General features: G+C 68.7%; 13 protein-coding genes. 5 read left to right on the top strand and 8 right to left on the bottom strand.

Translation table 11 applies throughout. The annotated features are described in order from the left end of the window. Nucleotides 1-19: 19 nt before the first annotated feature. Nucleotides 20-3,433 (bottom strand): ATP-binding protein, encoded by a 3,414-nt coding sequence (locus ABTV10_RS06970; RefSeq protein WP_499033486.1) that lies wholly within the window; start codon nt 3,431-3,433, stop codon nt 20-22. A 134-nt stretch (nt 3,434-3,567) separates the two neighbouring features. On the opposite strand from ABTV10_RS06970, the gene ABTV10_RS06965 reads away from it, so the two are divergent. The 4 genes from ABTV10_RS06965 (at nt 3,568) to ABTV10_RS06950 (ending at nt 6,274) form a co-directional block, all read left to right on the top strand. Continuing rightward, the gene (locus ABTV10_RS06965; RefSeq protein WP_499033485.1) at nt 3,568-4,986 is read left to right on the top strand and encodes a class II fumarate hydratase; all 1,419 of its coding nucleotides are present in this window, start codon (nt 3,568-3,570) and stop codon (nt 4,984-4,986) included. 4 nt (nt 4,987-4,990) lie between these two features. Then, nucleotides 4,991-5,179 carry a hypothetical protein gene (locus ABTV10_RS06960; protein WP_499033484.1) on the top strand — a complete coding sequence of 63 codons (189 nt, stop codon included), beginning with the start codon at nt 4,991-4,993 and terminating at the stop codon, nt 5,177-5,179. A 43-nt stretch (nt 5,180-5,222) separates the two neighbouring features. Further along, nucleotides 5,223-5,660 (top strand): limonene-1,2-epoxide hydrolase family protein, encoded by a 438-nt coding sequence (locus ABTV10_RS06955; RefSeq protein ID WP_499033482.1) that lies wholly within the window; start codon nt 5,223-5,225, stop codon nt 5,658-5,660. 203 nt (nt 5,661-5,863) lie between these two features. Then, nucleotides 5,864-6,274 carry a carboxymuconolactone decarboxylase family protein gene (locus ABTV10_RS06950; protein WP_433611025.1) on the top strand — a complete coding sequence of 137 codons (411 nt, stop codon included), beginning with the start codon at nt 5,864-5,866 and terminating at the stop codon, nt 6,272-6,274. Here ABTV10_RS06950 and kstD read toward each other — a convergent pair. The 5 genes from kstD to ABTV10_RS06925 all read right to left on the bottom strand — a co-directional run bounded on the left by kstD (nt 6,261) and on the right by ABTV10_RS06925 (nt 13,700). Continuing rightward, nucleotides 6,261-7,964, bottom strand: coding sequence for a 3-oxosteroid 1-dehydrogenase (kstD, locus tag ABTV10_RS06945; RefSeq protein WP_499033480.1), 1,704 nt, complete (start codon nt 7,962-7,964; stop codon nt 6,261-6,263). The two genes, ABTV10_RS06950 and kstD, sit on opposite strands and share 14 nt — an antisense overlap. 175 nt (nt 7,965-8,139) lie before the next feature. Then, a complete protein-coding gene (gene pip / locus ABTV10_RS06940) occupies nt 8,140-9,102 on the bottom strand; it encodes a prolyl aminopeptidase (protein ID WP_499033479.1) in 963 nt (320 codons plus the stop codon). Between the two features lie 363 nt (nt 9,103-9,465). After that, nucleotides 9,466-10,776: an RNA 5'-3' helicase PhoH2 gene (gene phoH2, locus ABTV10_RS06935; RefSeq protein ID WP_499033478.1), complete on the bottom strand. Its 1,311-nt coding sequence runs from the start codon at nt 10,774-10,776 to the stop codon at nt 9,466-9,468. 322 nt (nt 10,777-11,098) lie between these two features. Further along, nucleotides 11,099-12,412: a serine hydroxymethyltransferase gene (gene glyA, locus ABTV10_RS06930; RefSeq protein WP_433611017.1), complete on the bottom strand. Its 1,314-nt coding sequence runs from the start codon at nt 12,410-12,412 to the stop codon at nt 11,099-11,101. Nucleotides 12,413-12,470: 58 nt separating this feature from the next. Then, nucleotides 12,471-13,700: a DUF885 domain-containing protein gene (locus tag ABTV10_RS06925; RefSeq protein WP_499033477.1), complete on the bottom strand. Its 1,230-nt coding sequence runs from the start codon at nt 13,698-13,700 to the stop codon at nt 12,471-12,473. A 160-nt stretch (nt 13,701-13,860) separates the two neighbouring features. Here ABTV10_RS06925 and coaA point away from each other — a divergent pair, with 160 nt between their 5' ends. Beyond that, on the top strand, nt 13,861-14,793 hold the full coding sequence (gene coaA / locus ABTV10_RS06920) for a type I pantothenate kinase (protein ID WP_433611014.1): 933 nt from the start codon (nt 13,861-13,863) through the stop codon (nt 14,791-14,793). A 48-nt stretch (nt 14,794-14,841) separates the two neighbouring features. On the opposite strand, the gene ABTV10_RS06915 is transcribed toward coaA, so the two are convergent. Both ABTV10_RS06915 and ABTV10_RS06910 read right to left on the bottom strand, forming a co-directional pair. Next, entirely contained in the window at nt 14,842-15,981 is a 1,140-nt protein-coding gene (locus ABTV10_RS06915) for a serine hydrolase domain-containing protein (RefSeq protein WP_499033474.1), read from the bottom strand. Next, entirely contained in the window at nt 15,978-17,312 is a 1,335-nt protein-coding gene (locus ABTV10_RS06910) for a flavin-containing monooxygenase (protein ID WP_433611010.1), read from the bottom strand. Before ABTV10_RS06910 ends, ABTV10_RS06915 begins: the two co-directional genes overlap by 4 nt. Nucleotides 17,313-17,426 lie beyond the last annotated feature (114 nt).

Here is a 17,426-nt window from a genome sequence, read left to right as displayed (position 1 = left end):
GGTGAACTCTTCACGCCGGCTAGGTGCGGACCTCGGACGCCCGAAGGATCCCGATCTGCGTCCGGCTCGCGTCGACGAGGTGGTCGATCCCGAGACCCAGATGAGTGGCCAACGCCGACTCTGCGTGGGCCAGCGCGGTCTCCGGGCGGCCCAGACGGTGCGCGAGAGCCGCCAGCGCGTAGTGACACGACCCCCACGTCGCGAGGGGGGTGCCCGGCACGACGAGGTGCGACGCGGACGGGGCGAGCTGGTCGTAGATCCGTTGCGGGTCCGGGGCGCCGAGCGCTGCCGCCACCAGTCCCCACTGGAAGAGCAGCCATTCGGAGACCCAACTCGGACGCACGTCGGTGGTCGAGCGATCCAGCAGAGCACGCGCGAGTGGTTCGTCGCCGGCCTCGTAGGCGGCCAGCACGGCTGTGGGTTGGAGGAGTTCGTAATGGGGCAGGTCCGTGGCGCGGACGAGTTCGTCGACGAGTTCCGCGCCGCGCCCGCGGAACCGCGCGCTGGTGTACTGCAGGACGAGGCGCACCCAGTCGGCTCCCCACATGCTGGTGCGGGAGTGCAGCTCGTAGCCGACACCGATCAGTTCCTCGGCCCGCTCCCACTGTCCCCGGCGCAGCGCCTGTCCGGCCTCCGCGCACGTGATCTGGACGAGCAGCTCGGGCAGTCGTGCCTCGTCGACGAGGGCGCGACACCGGGCCAGGTCGGCGTCGGAGCCGGCGACGTCACCGACGTTGAGCCGAGCCATCACGCGGTGCATCCGGGCGGTGATCTCGACGCTCCGGGGAAGTGCGCCCAGGCTGAGGATCTCGTCGATCGCCTCGCAATGCTCGTCGAGATGTTCCGGATCCCATGCCGCGATCACGCGGTTGTTCAGCGTGCGCACCAGCAGCTCGCGGTCTCCGAACCGTCGCGCCAGATCCACGGCCTCGGTCGCGAATTGCCTTCCCTCGCCACGCCGGTCACCGTAGTAGAGCTCGACACCCAGGGTTCCGAGCAACGACGCCTTCCGGACCGGGTCGGTGTCGCCGACGGTCGCCAAACCGCCTTCGAGAATCCGCACCATCGCGTGGTCGACGACACCGTAGTACCGCCAGTTCCACAGCGTGACGACGCCGAACACCGTCGCCGCGTCGATCACCGCCAGATCGTCGCCCAGTTGCGCCGCGAGCGTCACCGCGCGATCGAGGTCACCGTGGGCACCCACGACGTCCCCGATTGCCCGCTTGGCCTTGCCGAGCGCGAGCAGGATCGAATACCGCTGACGCATAACCTGTTCCGATGTTCCGCGGAGTGTCGTGAGCGCCAACTCGAGGAAGGCCACCGCATCGTCGAACGCCAGTGCCGAGGTCGACTGTTCAGCCGCAGCCGACGCGTAGTGGACCGCCAGATCGGCACCACCGACCCGTGAGGCTTTCGCGAAGTGATGGGCCATCCGCCCGAACCGCCCCGAGTCGCTCGGATCGCCGACATCGCGCAGCGCGTACCCGACTCGCAGATGGGTGCGGGCGCGCGATGCTCGGGAGATGTTGCCGTACACGCTTTCCTGAACGAGGGCGTGGGTGAACCGCAGCTCCCATTCACTCGCACCCTCGCTGACCAGTCCCTCCAGCAGCGCCGGTTCGATCCGTTCGAGCAGTGTCTCGCCGTCGATGCCGGCTGCCGATTCCAGAACGGCCGCGTCGAATTCGCGGCCGATGACCGCGGCGACCTCGAGAACGGACCGGGTCTCCTCGGGCAGCCGGGCGACCCGACGTCCGATCACGTCGCGCAGGCTGTCCGGCACCGCGAAGACGGACACCGACGGCGGCGTCTCCAGGGCCGTCGGCTGCTCGCTGCGGATGAGAGTCAGCAGTTCCTTGATGTAGAACGGATTGCCGCCGGTCCGCTCGTGCAGCGCATGCACGACGTCGGGCCTGACCTGCAGGTGCCCCACCTCCAGGTACTCACCGACCTGGCGAACCGTGAAGACAGGCAGATCGAGCCGGTGAAACGTCGGCTCCTTCGCCAGCTGTGCCAGCGCATCGAGCAGGACCGGGTTCGCCGCACGCTCGAACGGCCGCATCGTCGCGACGACATGGACCGGCGGTGGGTTCTGGTGGGCGCCAAGATACGCGAGAAGCTGGACCGACGCCGGATCGGCGTCGTGCAGGTCGTCGATGACCACGACGAGCGGCGTGCGCGCGGTCGCCGCGCGCAGCACCTCTACGGCGCGCTCGTAGAGCCGGTACCTGGCGGTGTCCGGATCCTTGTCGTCCGAAGTGGCCGCGGACTCGCCGGTGAACACGGACAACAACTCGTCGACCGCGATTCCGGGGGCATCCAGCGCCCGAAAGACCTGTATCCAGGGCCAGAACGCCGGCGTGGATCCACCCTCGACCGCCCGGCCCCATGCCACTCGGAAGTCCGCCGCGGCCCCTCCGTCCGCGACCGCCCTGGCCAGCATCGTCTTGCCGACGCCCGCCTCCCCCACGACGACCGTGACGCCCCCGCGCCCGCTCCGCAGTCCGGCAATCCGGCTCGTGAGGAGCCCGAGTTCCGATTCCCGCCCGACCATCGTGCGGTCAGGCTGCGGAGGAGGCGGCACGTCGGCGTTGCCGACGGAAACCGTCGCGGCCGGCGCGACGGCCGGCGTCAGGTCGAGCGCGGGATCCTGTCGGAGGATTCGTTCCTCGAGTACCTGAAGTTCGCGGGTGGGCGCAAGACCGAGTTCTTGCCGCAGCACCGACTGCGCGCGTCGATACGCATCCAGCGCGTCCGCCTGCCGACCGGCTCGATAGAGCCCCAGAATCAACTGCTGCCACAACCGTTCCCGGAACGGGAATTCCTCCACCAAGGCGGTGAGCGCTTCGGTCGCCCGCGCATGCCGGCCCGCCGCGAGTCGAGCTACGGCAAGTTCCTCCGCCACCATCGCCCGCACCTCGCGCAGCCTGACGGCGGCGGCGACGGCAAACGGCGCGTCGGCGAACTCCGGCAGCGGATCGCCCCGCCATTCCTTCAGCGTCGCCTCGAGCACTTGCTCCGCCTCCAGCGGACGTCCGAGTTCGATGAGGCGCCGACCTTCGTCCAGCCCCGCTTCGAACCTGTGCGCGTCCACCTGGTCGGGCCGGACCGCCAGCAGGTAGCCGCGACTCCGAGTCACCAGCACCGTCGCGGGCGCGCGGGCCGGGCGGTCGGGTTCGAGTACCCGTCTCAGCTTCGAGACATACGCCTGAATGGTTCCGCTCGCACTGGGCGGCGCCGCCCCCGCCCACAACTGACCGATCAAGCGATCCGCCGACACGACCCGCCCGGCCTCCAGTGCCAGCACGGCCAGGACCGCGCACTGCTGTGGTCCTCCCGGATCGAGCGTTTCCCCGTCCCGCCCGAGTACATGGAATGCGCCGAGTACGCGAAACTCGTGTGTGCGAGTGTCCAGGTTGTCCCTGCGCACAGATCCCCACCCCACCGTCCGACAAACTTGGATGCGCACGACAATATCGCCCGATACGGACCCCCGTGCCGGTTCCGCCCGGGAGCGCCGACCGAACCCGAGCACCGATTCCGGCGTGGTGGCAAGGTTGGGGCATGGCCGAGAACAACACCGAACGCTTCCGCATCGAACACGACACGATGGGCGAGGTGCGCGTCCCGGTGGACGCGTTATGGCGTGCCCAGACGCAGCGCGCAGTCGAGAACTTCCCTATCTCGGGCCGCGGCCTCGAGCGCGCGCAGATCCGCGCGATGGGCCTGCTGAAGGCGGCCTGCGCGCAGGTCAACAAGGACCTCGGCTTGCTGGCGCCGGAGAAGGCCGACGCGATCGTCGCCGCCGCGACCGAGATCGCCGACGGCCGGCACGACGACCAGTTCCCGATCGACGTTTTCCAGACCGGCTCGGGCACCAGTTCGAACATGAACGCCAACGAGGTCATCGCGAGCCTCGCAGCGAAGGCCGGGGTGACCGTTCATCCCAACGACGACGTCAACATGTCGCAGTCGTCGAACGACACCTTCCCGACGGCCACCCACGTCGCCGCCACCGAGGCCGCCGTGAAGGATCTCGTGCCGGCACTCGACCATCTGCGACTTGCCCTCTTCGACAAGGCCGCCCAGTGGCGGACGGTGGTCAAGTCCGGACGCACGCACCTGATGGACGCGGTCCCGGTGACGCTCGGACAGGAGTTCGGCGGCTACGCGCACCAGATCGAGGCCGGCATCGAGCGGGTTCTGGCGACGCTGCCGCGGCTCGGCGAGCTTCCGATCGGCGGCACCGCGGTCGGCACGGGCCTCAACGCGCCCGACGGCTTCGGTCCGCGTGTGGTCGCGGAACTGGTGCGCACCACCGGCCTCGATGCCCTGACCCCCGCCCGCAACCATTTCGAGGCGCAGGCCGCCCGGGACGGTCTGGTGGAGGCGTCGGGGGCCCTGCGCACGGTCGCGGTGTCCCTCACCAAGATCGCCAACGACATCCGCTGGATGGGATCCGGTCCGCTCACCGGTCTCGGGGAGATCCAGCTGCCGGACCTCCAGCCGGGCAGCTCGATCATGCCGGGCAAGGTCAATCCCGTTCTGCCCGAGGCGGTCACGCAGGTGGCAGCACAGGTCGTCGGCAACGACGCCGCCGTCGCATGGGGCGGCGCCGCCGGAGCGTTCGAACTCAACGTCTACATCCCGGTGATGGCTCGCAATCTCCTCGAGTCGTTCCGCCTGCTCGCCAACGTCTCTCGGCTCTTCGCCGACCGCTGCGTCGCGGGTCTCGTGGCGAACGAGGAGCGTCTGCGCACGCTGGCCGAGTCGTCCCCGTCGATCGTCACGCCGCTCAATTCGGCGATCGGCTACGAGGAGGCCGCGGCGGTCGCCAAGCAGGCGTTGAAGGAGAAGAAGACGATTCGGCAGACGGTGATCGACCGGGGGCTGGTCGGCGACGGGCTCACCGAGGCGGAACTGGATCGCCGCCTCGACGTGCTCGCCATGACGAAGCTCGACGAGTCGACGCCCGAGGAGTGAACCCGTGACGCGACCCATCGAGCGGTACTGGCGCCGCCGCCTCGCCGACGGCACGCGGGTGGTCGTGACGATCTCGGACAAGCCGGGAGGGAAGGCGGGTCTCGCGGTCACCCACGAGAAACTCGACGCCCGCGAGGACGTCGACCGCTGGCGGTCGGTATGGAGGGGCGTGGTCGCCGAACTGACCGAGTGATCGACCGCGCGCCGTTCATTCACCCACCGAGGAGGAGCACACCGTGAACACTCCATCGAACGCCGACGCCGCCGTTCGGGTGGTCGAGGACTTCTTCGCCGCCCTCGGAGACAGGGACGTCGACCGCGCCGTCGAGCACCTCGCGCCGGACGTCGTGTGGCAGAACACGACCCTGCCGACGCTGCGCGGGCTACCCAGGGTGCGGCGCGCACTCGCCTTCGCGAACCGGCCGGCGCTCCGGTTCGATGCGGTGATGGAGAACATCGCGAGCGACGGCGAAACGGTGCTCACCGAGCGGATCGACACCCTGGTGGTCGGTCCACTGCGCTCGACGTTCTGGGTCTGTGGGACGTTCGAGGTGCGCGACGGACGGATCGCGGTCTGGCGGGACCGTTTCAGCTGGGGCAATGTCGCCGTCGGCACCGTCACGGCGACGGCCCGCTCCCTGCTACGTCGAATTCACACTCGGACAACCGGCTGAATCCCGGCGTCTTCGGGCGAATTGCGGATCAACGCCCCGAACACAGCATTCGCATCGCAACCCCGGCACCGCGCAGTGGGACCTGCACTCGGCGGTTGGTCGCCGCCGAGCACGCGGTGCCGACGCCGCGGCCGACCTAGTAGGCTCCCGCTGAGCGGTACAGGCGAGATGTGCCGCCTGACCCGCACAGGAAGCCGATCGCGATGACCGAGCACCAGAACACCTCCCCCGCATTCCAGGCCGGACTCGACGTCCGCACCGAGGTGATGGGCGCCGACTTCGTCGAGCGGGCCTTCGACCGCACCCGCGGAACCGACTCCGAGGACATCCAGGAGTTCATCACCGAGCACGTGTGGGGATCGGTGTGGACGCGCCCCGGCCTGGATCGCCGCAGCCGCAGCCTGCTCAACCTCGGGATGCTCATCGCACTGCGCGCCGAGAACGAACTGCGCGGGCACGTCCGCGGCGCCCTGCGAAACGGGTTGACCCGCACCGAGATCGTCGAAGCGGTCATCCACGCCAGCGCGTACTGCGGTGCGCCCGCCGGACTCGCCGCGATGCGCGTCGTGCAGGAGGTCCTCGAGACCGAACTGGGTCCGCTCAGCGACGACTGACCGGCTTGCCCGCCTTCTCTGCAATGTCCAGCGCCGCAAGGTAACCGAACACCAGCGCGGGTCCGATCGTGGCACCAGGTCCGGCGTAGGTGTGCCCCATGACGGGCGCGCTGGTGTTGCCGGCCGCGTACAGTCCCTCGATCACCGAACCGTCCTCGCGGAGGGCCCGTCCGGCGACGTCGGTGACGATGCCTCCCTTGGTGCCGAGGTCGCCGGGCACCATCTGCGCCGCGTAGAACGGCGGCTTGCTCAGCTCGCCGAGGCTCGGATTGGGCTTGTTGGTGATGTCACCGTAGTAGTGTTCGTACCTGCTCTCACCGCGGTGGAAGTCCTCGTCGACACCGGTGCGCGCGAAACCGTTGAACCGCTGGACCGTTGCGGCCAGCGCGTCGGCGGGAACACCGACCTTCTCGGCGAGCGCGTCGATGCTCGACGCCTTGACGATCGCGCCGCTGTCGAGCCACTTGCGGGGCAGCGGGGCGCGGGCGGTGACACCGGCGAACAGGTAGCGGTCGCGGTAGGTCTGGTCGAAGATCAGCCAGCACGGCAGGTTCTCCCCCGGTCCGTCGCCCTGCCCGAATTCGCCGCCGTACATGCGATGTGTCGCCTCGACGTACGGCAGCGACTCGTTCATGAAACGCTCGCCGCGGTCGTTGACCATGAGGCTGCGCGGCAGCGATCGCTCGGCAAGCGCGAACCACGGCCCCTTCGGCAACGGGATGGACGGCGCCCACCACGCGTCGTCCATGAAATCGATAGCGGCACCGACCTTCAGGCCTGCGTTGATGCCGTCACCGGTGTTCGATGGCGCGCCGATGGTCCAGTCCGCCCCGATGGGGGCGCGCTGATACTTCTTGCGCATTTCGTCGTTGGCGTCGAATCCGCCGCAGGCGAGGACGACGCCGTGCTCGGCGCGGAGCGTGCTCCGGGTGTCGCCGGATTCGACGACGACACCCGTCACGCGCCCCTCCTCGACCAGCAGGTCGACCAGACCGGTGTTGAGCCGCAACGGAACTCCCGCCTGACGCACACCCAGCAACAGTTCGGCCATGAGCGCGCCGCCCATGCCGATGAGTTTGCGGTGCCGAGCCTTCGCGACGAAGGTCCGCAGGCCGACGCGAGCCATCCGGACCGGTCCACGCCAGTGCCGCAGCCCGGTGCTGAGCCAGCGGTAATCCGACTGCTTCACAACGACGTTCAGCGGCGCCTTGCTGTACGGCGGATGCAGCGTGTCGAGGTCGTCCCCCAATGCGCGGGCGTCGAACGGCTTGGGCTCGCACGACCGTCCCGTGGACAGGCCGCCCGGCGCCTCCGGGTAGTAGTCGGAGTAGTTCTTGACCCACTCGAGCTCGAGCGGCGAGTTGTCGATGAGGAACTGCAGCGCCTCGGGACCGCGATCGATGTAGGTGTCGATCCGCGCGGGATCGACGCCGGGACCGATGATGCTGTGCAGGTAGCACCGCGCGGCCTCGACGTCGTCGGCCGGCGCGTCCCGCTTCAGCACGGAGTTGCCGGGGATCCAGACACCGCCACCCGAACGCGACGTCGAACCGCCCCAGTACTGCGACTTCTCGACGATGACGGTCCTCAGCCCCTGCTTGGCCGCGGTGATCGCCGCCGCCATGCCGGCCCCGCCGGCACCTACCACGACGACGTCGAACCGCTCGTCCGAACCCGAATTCCCTGCCATGACCACCCCTCGGTGCGCATCGGAAAGTAAGTACGCCAAATCTAGAACACGTTTCAGTATTGAACAACGATTTGGGAGCACGGATTGGCTTGACCAGGCCAAATGGCGCGATCATTCACCGTATCGACACAGATATTCCTTACAATAAGGAACGGGGTCGCACGCGCCTCAGGTGCTATCGCGCGTCCGAAAGCGCCGACCAGTCGACGGCGGCGACGAGCTGCTCGACGAAGCTGCCGCCGCCGTGCCCGGCATCGTCGACGACGACGAGTCGGCTCCCAGTCCACAGGCGCGACAGTTCCCACGCGGTGTCGAGCGGCCCCGACACGTCGTATCTGCCGTGGACGAGCATCGCCGGAATCGTGGCCAGCCGGGCCATGCCGTCGCGTATCTGCCCGTCCTCGAGAAAGTGGTCGCTGCCCCAGTAGTGGGTGACCAGTCGCGCGAAGATCATCCGGAACGTCGGGTCCTGAAATCGCGGGCTCGGCCGCCACCCCGGCACCAGGGACACGTGGGTGTCCTCCCACTCGCACCAACGCGACGCCGCGTGCGCCCGGACGGCCGCGTCCGGATGCGCGAGCAGGCGCGCGTACGCCGCCGCGAGGTTCCCGTCTCGCTCTGCCGCCGGCACGGGTTCGACGAAACGCTCCCACTCCCGCGGGAAGACCCGCCTCATATCGCGGGTGATCCACTCGACCTCCCGGGCGGTGCCCGACGTGATCGCACCCAGTGCCATGGAGATCACCCGGTCCGGATGCGCCTGGGCATAGGCCAGCCCGAGCGTCACGCCCCACGACACGCCGACGACGACCCACCGGTCGATCGCCAGGTGTTCGCGGAGCCGCTCGATGTCGGCCACCAGATGGGCGGTCGTGTTGGTCGAGAGGTCGGTGTCCGGATCGTCCGCGAGCGGTCGGCTGCGCCCGCACCCCCTCTGGTCGAACAGCACGGCGCGAAACACGCTGGGGTCGAAGTATCTGCGTACGCCCGGTCGGCAGCCGGACCCCGGCCCACCGTGCAGATAGACCGCGGGAGTTCCGGCCGGATCACCGATCGCCTCCCAGTAGAGCGTGTGCCCGTCGGATACGTCGAGGAGTCCGGACTCATAGGGCTCCAGTGCGGGATACAGCTCGGCCATACGCCCAAGTCTGACAGCACGGCCCGACTGTGGTGGTTGGCCGGAAATCAACACCGGCCGGTGAACTCCTCCGACCCCGCCCGCACGGCGTGACGACACCGAGGGTGAAATCCCTGGATGAAATGTCAGCTTCGGCGGCTTTCGAATTGCCGCGAACGTTCCTTGCGGATAGCGTCACAGGCGCTGCTTATCCTCTGTCAAAGCAGTCGAGCACTCGCCCATCCCCCGACGCGGGCGAGCGCTCAGCCGTCGGGCGGTGGGTTCGGTCACGCCGGTTGAACGCCACCGCCCGGCACTCCTCCCCTCGGAGTGCCGGGCTGGTGACTGGATCCAACTGCACCCACCCCCGTCGGTGAATACAGATCAGGCGTTGGGCCCGAACTCCTCCAGCATCTCGGTCACAAGGGCCGCGATGGGCGACCGCTCGCTGCGGGTGAGGGTGATGTGCGCAAAGAGCGGGTGCCCCTTGAGCTTCTCGATGACGGCAGCGACGCCGTCGTGTCGGCCGACCCGCAGATTGTCACGCTGGGCGACGTCGTGGGTGAGCACGACCCTGGACCCGGTACCGAGACGGGACAGCACGGTCAGCAGCACGTTGCGCTCGAGGGACTGCGCCTCGTCGACGATCACGAACGAGTCGTGCAGCGACCGACCCCGGATGTGCGTGAGCGGCAACACTTCCAGCATGCCGCGGCTCATCACCTCGTCCATCACCTCGGGGCTCGCGAGACCGTCGAGAGTGTCGAAGACGGCCTGCGCCCACGGCTCCATCTTCTCGCTCTCACTGCCCGGCAGATAGCCGAGTTCCTGACCGCCCACCGCGTAGAGCGGCCGGAACACGACAACCTTGCGGTGGCTGCGACGCTCCAGCACCGCCTCCAGTCCGGCGGTGAGCGCGAGCGCCGATTTGCCGGTGCCGGCCTTGCCGCCGAGCGAGACGATCCCGACGCTCTCGTCGAGCAGCAGATCCAACGCCACCCGCTGCTCGGCGGACCGGCCGTGCAGCCCGAACGCCTCCCGCTCACCCCGCACCAACTGCACCCGCTTGTCCGGGGTGACCCGACCCAGCGCACTCGAGGTTCCGCCCAACAGCCGGATACCGGTGTGACACGGCAACTCCCGCGCCTCGTCGATATCGACGACCCCCTCCGCGAACAGCGCATCGATGTCGCTGGACGCGACCTCCAGTTCAGTCATGCCCGTCCAGCCCGACGGGACGACGTCGTGGGCACGGAACTCGTCGGCCGGCAGTCCCACCGCGCCGGCCTTGACGCGCAGCGGGATGTCCTTGCTGACCAGGACGACGTCCTTGCCGTCCGCCGCCAGGTTGAGGGCGCAGGCGAGGATCCTGGAATCGTTACTGTCGGTGCGGAATCCGACCGGGAGCACCGAGGGGTCGGTGTGGTTGAGCTCCACCTGGAGTGTGCCGTTCTCCGAGCCGATCGGGACCGGGCGGTCCAGGCGACCGTACGCGAGACGGAGATCGTCGAGCATCCGCAGCGCTTCGCGGGCGAACCATCCCAGCTCGTGATGGTGGCGCTTGTCCTCGAGTTCACTGATCACGACCAGCGGTAGGACCACCTCGTGTTCGGCGAAGCGGGTGACAGCCCACGGGTCCGAGAGCAGGACTGAGGTGTCGAGGACGTAGGTGCGGACGGAGCTGATTGCGGTCACGTGAGGCTCCTCGTGTCTGCGTGGCACCCGCGCAGACGTATTCGCTGGACCGGTCCGAACCCGATGTGTCAATCGACACGAGGGCCGGGCGCCGGCCCCCTCGCACTGAGCAGATCAGCCACGATCAGGACCTCCCGTACAGTCAGCTTCCCCTGCTGCCTGTTACCCCGGGACGCTACGCCTGTCGGCGAATCGCCCGGCGCACGAACCCGGCGTGTCGAGTGAACGCGGCGTTAAGTCTCGTGCACCGAAACGGATTTCCCCGGAAACGCGGATCGGCCCGCACCCTGGGGGGGGTGCGGGCCGATCCGACGAGTGAACGTCAGGCGTTCTTGGAGAGCAGACCCCAGCCCTCGAGGCCGTCGTACAGCGGGAAGTCCTGAGCCAGCTTGGAGACCCGGGCCCGCAGCGCCGGGACGTCGGCGTCGGCGCCCTTGGCGAGCGCGGTCGCGATGATGTCGGCGACCTCGGTGAACTGCTCCTCGCCGAAGCCGCGGGTGGCCAGCGCGGGGGTACCGATGCGCAGACCCGACGGGTTCATCGGCGGGCGCGGGTCGAACGGCACGGCGTTGCGGTTGACGGTGATGCCGATCTCGTGGAGCAGATCCTCGCCCTGCTGGCCGTCGAGCTGCGAGTTGCGCAGGTCCACCAGGACCAGGTGCACGTCGGTGCCGCCGGTGAGCACGGAGACACCGTTGCCGGCGACGTCCGCGCCGCCGAGACGCTCGGCGAGGATCTTCGAGCCCGCCAGGGTGCGCTCCTGGCGCGCCTTGAACTCGGGGGTGCCGGCGATCTTCATCGCGACGGCCTTCGCGGCGATCGCGTGCATGAGCGGTCCGCCCTGCTGGCCCGGGAAGACGGACGAGTTGAGCTTCTTGGCCCACTCCTGCTTCGCCAGGATCATGCCCGAGCGGGGGCCGCCGAGCGTCTTGTGGACGGTGGTGGAGACGACGTCCGCGTGCGGCACGGGCGACGGGTGCAGCCCCGCGGCGACCAGGCCGGCGAAGTGCGCCATGTCGACCCACAGCTTGGCGCCGACCTCGTCGGCGATCGAGCGGAACGCCGCGAAGTCGAGGTGACGCGGGTAGGCGGACCAACCGGCGATGAGCACCTGCGGCTTCTCGCGCACCGCGATCTCGCGCACCTGATCCATGTCGACGACGTGGGTGTCCTCGCGGACGCCGTACGACGCGACCTGGTACAGCTTGCCCGAGAAGTTGAGCTTCATGCCGTGCGTGAGGTGACCGCCGTGGGCCAGATCCATGCCGAGCAGCTTCTCGCCCGGGTTCATCAGCGTCATCAGCACGGCGGCGTTGGCCTGCGCACCGGCGTGCGGCTGGACGTTCGCGAACTCGGCGCCGAAGACCTCCTTGGCGCGGTTGCGGGCCAGATCCTCGACGACGTCGACGTACTCGCAGCCGCCGTAGTAGCGGCGGCCCGGGTAGCCCTCGGCGTACTTGTTGGTGAGCACGCTGCCCTGGGCCTCGAGCACGGCGCGGGGAACGAAGTTCTCGGACGCGATCATCTCGAGGGTGTCACGCTGACGCGACAGCTCACCCGCCATGGCGGTGGCGACCTCGGGGTCCAGTTCGGCGAGGGACGCGGTGTTCACGTCGGTGGCAGGGACAGCAGTCATCAGCGAATCTCCAGGCTGGATTGCGGAAGTATCCCCCTCAGTCTAAGGAACGGGGGTCTCAGCTCCCCAACGCGGCTCCGCCACCGCTCGTCACCTCGTCCCGCAGCGCCCCCGGAGTGAGCGGTTCGTCGAGCAGTCGACGGAACCGTTCGGACCGGTGCGGACCCGCCGGAACCTGCCCCAGCCAGCCCCCGAGGAGCCGGTAGCCCTCGACGTACGTGCTGATGTACGCCCGCCACAGCGGCGACGACAGGAACCGCAGGCTCTGCTCGGCCCGCTCGCGGCTCGTCAGGCTCCAGCGCTGCAGGAAGGCGACGACGTCGTCGGCACCGGCCCGGCGGTCGTGCAGCAGCAGCGCGGCGTCCTGCCGCACGCCGAGCAACCCGCTCGACGCCGCCGACAGCTCCTCGGCCCGCTCCCCGTCGAATCGCAGACCCAGGTCGGCGTAGATCTCCTGCGCCCAGGCACCCCACCCCTCGCCGACGACGGATTCGAGCGCCAGGTCCGCGAGCCCCTCCGCCATGAGGCACTGCGGGGTGTTGACGACGAACAGCGTCTGCTCGAGCTGTCCGGTTCCGACGAGGCCGGCCTCCTTGCGACAGTGCTCGGTGTGGTGGCCCGGGTAGGACTCGTGCGCGATGAGCCGCGGCAGGTTCGACATGTGCTGGTCGAGGTCGGAGTTGATCGCGACGGTGGACCGGTACCCACCCAGGTAGTAGTTGAACCCGGACCACGGCTTGTCGCCGACCACCTCGTACTCGACCCGCTCGGTCTCGGGGAGGGCGTACTCGGCGCGCACCCGGTCCCGCAGCGCACTGTTGAACGCCTCGACGCACTCGGCCAGCCGGTCCGGCGGGATGCGGTCGGCGGCCCGGTGCGCCTCCATCCGCTCGGCGAGCGTGCCGGGGCCGGGCAGCACGGCGTCCATCCGGCGGTGGGCCTCGCGGTACTCGCCCTCGTCGCCCGGCTCGATCCGCACGTCGAAGTACGCCGCGACCTCGTCGACGAAACCGATGTCGTCGCCCGCGAACTTGCGGGCCGAGCACTCGAGCGCGGTGAGGTGCGCGTCGAGGAACCGCGTCCGCGTGTCCGACAGCCCGGCGGACCCGAGATCCGCACGTAGCGCGCGGGCGTCGCCGGCGAGTCGGCGCGGGTCGGGCCGCGACTCGTTCTCCACCTGCCGCCGCAGGGCGGGGTCACCGGTGTAGGCGTCGACGAAGCCCTCTTCGAGGCGGTCGAAACGCAGACCAAGCAGGAGGTAGTCGCGTACCAATGCGTCCGATTCCATGTTCGGGACCATAGTCCTTCACCTGTGGTTTCCGCCGAGAGGCGGACCCGGCGCACCGCTCCCCTGTGGCTGCGAGCACAATTTGCCTCATGCACCTGCCTCCCCTCAGCACGCGCATGCACCGGTTGCAGTCGAAGCCGCTCTCCCGGAAGGGGCATCGATGGCACGGGTGAGCGAGTCCAGCCCCTACGTCGAGTTCGACCGCAAGCAGTGGCGCAAGCTCCGCAAGTCGACGCCGCTCGTGCTGACCGAAGAAGAACTCGTCGGGCTCCGCGGCCTCGGTGAACAGATCGACCTCGACGAGGTGGCCGAGGTCTACCTCCCGCTCGCCCGTCTGATCCATCTGCAGGTCGCCGCGCGCCAGCGCCTGTTCGCCGCCACCGCAACCTTCCTCGGCGAGAAGCACCCCGACCGCCAGGTGCCGTTCGTCATCGGCGTCGCCGGCAGTGTCGCGGTCGGCAAGTCGACCACGGCCCGCGTGCTGCAGGCCCTCCTCGCCCGCTGGGAACACCACCCCCGGGTCGACCTCGTCACCACCGACGGGTTCCTCTACCCCACCGCCGAGCTCACGCGCCGGGGCATCATGCACCGCAAGGGATTTCCCGAGAGCTACGACCGCCGCAAGCTGCTGCGTTTCGTCACGGAGGTGAAGTCGGGTGCCGAAGAGGTTGCGGCCCCCGTGTATTCGCACATCTCGTACGACGTGATCCCGGGCCAGTACCACCTTGTCCGGCAGCCCGACATCCTCATCATCGAGGGCCTCAACGTGCTGCAGACCGGTCCGCGCCTGATGGTCTCGGACCTGTTCGACTTCTCGATCTACGTCGACGCCCGCATCGAGGACATCGAGCGCTGGTACATCAAACGCTTTCTGGCGCTGCGCAAGACGTCGTTCGCGGACCCGAACGCGCACTTCCACCACTACGCGGCACTCTCGGACGAGCACGCGACGCTCGCGGCCGAGGACATCTGGAACTCGATCAACCGGCCGAACCTGGTGGAGAACATCCTGCCCACCCGGCCGCGCGCGACGCTGGTGCTACGCAAGGACGCCGACCACACCATCAACCGGCTGCGCCTGCGCAAGCTCTGATCAGGCGGGTGTCCTTTGCGTCCCCCTCGCAACGCAAAGGACACCCGGTCACAGGCCCGCGTAGGCCTGCGCGACGTACTCCTCGGTGCGTGGTGCGCCGAGGAGTTGCGGGGTCATCTTGTTCATCACGTACGCGAATGTCGTTCGGCGGTCGAGGTCGTTGACGACGATCGACCCGCCGTACCCCGTCCACCAGCACACCCGGCCGTCGGGGATCGACGGATGGACGTCGGGCGCGGGCAGCGCGTAGCCCAGACCGAATCTCAGCGACGCCCCGAGCACCTGGTCGACGCCGTCGGCCTGCACGTCGAAGATCCGCTCGACCGTCTCGGGGCGGAGCAACTGCTCCCCCGACGGGGCCCGTCCGCCGTGCGAGACGACCGACTGTGCGAGGGCCACCGACCGCGCGTTGCCGTGACCGTTGGCGCCGCCGATCTCGGCGCCGCGCCACAGCCGACTCGACGTCTCCGGCACCGGGATCACCGGGTTCGCCATCGTCTTGACGAAGACGCCGTCGGGCGGCAGCGACGCGTAGTCGAACCCGGTGGGCGGCGGGGCGATCAACGGCGCGACCCGCGGATCGACGTCGGCGGGTGTGCCGATGCGGTAGTCGGCGCCGCACGCGTCGGCGACCTCGACGGCGAAGAAGTCGCCGAGGGTGCGTCCGGTGACGCGGCGGACCATCCCGCCGACCAGATGCCCGAAGTTGGTTGCGTGGTAACCCGACGCCGTGCCCGGCTCCCACCACGGCGCCTGCTGCGCGAGGAGGTCCTCGGCACGGACGTCGTCGCAGATGTCGGCGACCGTGACCGGTTGCTGCCAGCCGCTCACGCCGGACGTGTGCCCGAGGACGTGCCGCACCAGCACACCGTCCTTGCCGTTGGCGGCGAACTCCGGCCAGTACCGGGCGACGGGGGCGTCGAGGTCGAGCAGGCCGCGGTCGACGAGCAGCAGTGCCGCGAGCGTGGTCATGGTCTTCGTCAGCGAGTACGTGTTGACGACGGTGTCCTTGACCCAGCGCGCACCGGTGTCGGCGTCGGCGACCCCGCCCCACAGGTCCACGACGGTCTCCCCGTCACGCACGACACACACGGACGCGCCGACGTCGGTGCCGTCGTCGAGGTTGCGCTGCAACAGCTCTCGCAGCCCCCCGAAAGCGGGGTCGGCGAATCCCTCGACGGATGTCACCGGGCGCCGACCGGCGTCTGCTGGGCCCGCTTCTCGCCGGCCGCGATCTCTTTCTTCAGGTCGCGCACATACCGCGCGAAGTCGACCTGGATGGTGTGCCGCGGCGTCTCGTAGTACTGCGCGAGGCTCGCGGCGTCGTCGGCCGCGATGATCCGCCGCATCTCGTCGGCGGTCGGCGCCGCGTACGAGCCGCTGAGCACGCCGGCCACGAGCTTGCTCTGCTGCTCGGCGAGATTGACGATCGTCGGCGACGCCTGCGCCAGCCCCATGAAGAACAGGTTGTCGACGCCGGGCTGCATGATCCGCTTGAACAGCGGGAACCGGTGCTGCGCATCGGGTTGCAGCGACGGATCATCGAAGAACGGGAAGCTCATGTTGTACCCGGTGGCACACACGACGACGTCCGCGGGAATCCGACGGCCGTCGACGAGCCGGACGTGGTCGCCGTCGAGCGATTCGATCGCCGGGACACACGTCAGGTCACCGGATCCTGCCTTGGCGAGGAAGTCGATGCTCACCGACGGGTGCGCGCCGAGTGGCTCGTGGTCGGGCTCGGGCAGCCCGTAGTCCTGCATCCGCCCCAGCGACTTCTTGATCTTGCGCCGCGCGATGGCCAGGCCCAGCTTCTTCGGCATCCACGGCGGCATCATCATCTTGTCGGCCGGCTTGCCCTCGCGGTACTTGGTCAACACCCAGACGCCGCGTCGCGCCGACACCCACACATGCTTGGCGATCGATCGGTGCGAGAGTTCCGACGCGATGTCGAGCGCGGAGTTGCCCATGCCGACCACCACGATGTTCTTGCCGCGCATGTCGATCGGGTCGTATGCGTTGAGGTAGTCGTGGCTGTGGATGATCTGTCCGTCGAACGTGCCCGGGTACTCCGGCATCCGCGGATCCCAGTGGTGACCGTTCGCGACGACGAGCGCGTCGTACGTGCGGGTCTCACCGCTGTCGAGCGTGACCGCCCACGTGCCGTCGGGGAGACGCTCGGCCTTCTCGACCATCGTGTCGAACGTGATGGTGTCACGCAGGCCGAACTTCTCGACGTAGTCGCGGAAGTAGCCGTGCATGAGCGAGTGGTGCGGGAAGTGCGGCCAGTCGGTCGGCACCGGGAAGTCCTCGAACTGCAACCGCGTGGACGACGTGTCGATGTGGAGGCTCTCGTAGCACGACGACATGCCGGTGGGGTTCTTGTAGTACCAGTTGCCGCCGATGTCGTCGGACGCCTCGAAACAGTCGTACGGGATGCCGTGGTCCTTGAGGCGCTTGGCCGTGGTGAATCCGGAACAGCCGGCACCGATGATGCACACCTTGGGCAGCTGAGGCATGGAAGTTCCTTTCCCGCAATCGGATTGCATCGACCTTCGGCAAGAACGTGATATAAGTCATAGAACCGGATTCGCTGACACGCTGTCAAGCGAAAGTGCTCGGAACTCACCAGC

This window comes from Paraburkholderia sp. RHO2, assembly GCF_050955445.1.
Lineage (GTDB): Bacteria > Actinomycetota > Actinomycetes > Mycobacteriales > Mycobacteriaceae > Prescottella > Prescottella agglutinans_A.
Note: the sequence above shows the minus strand (reverse complement) of the source record. Positions and strands in the feature narration are given on the sequence as shown.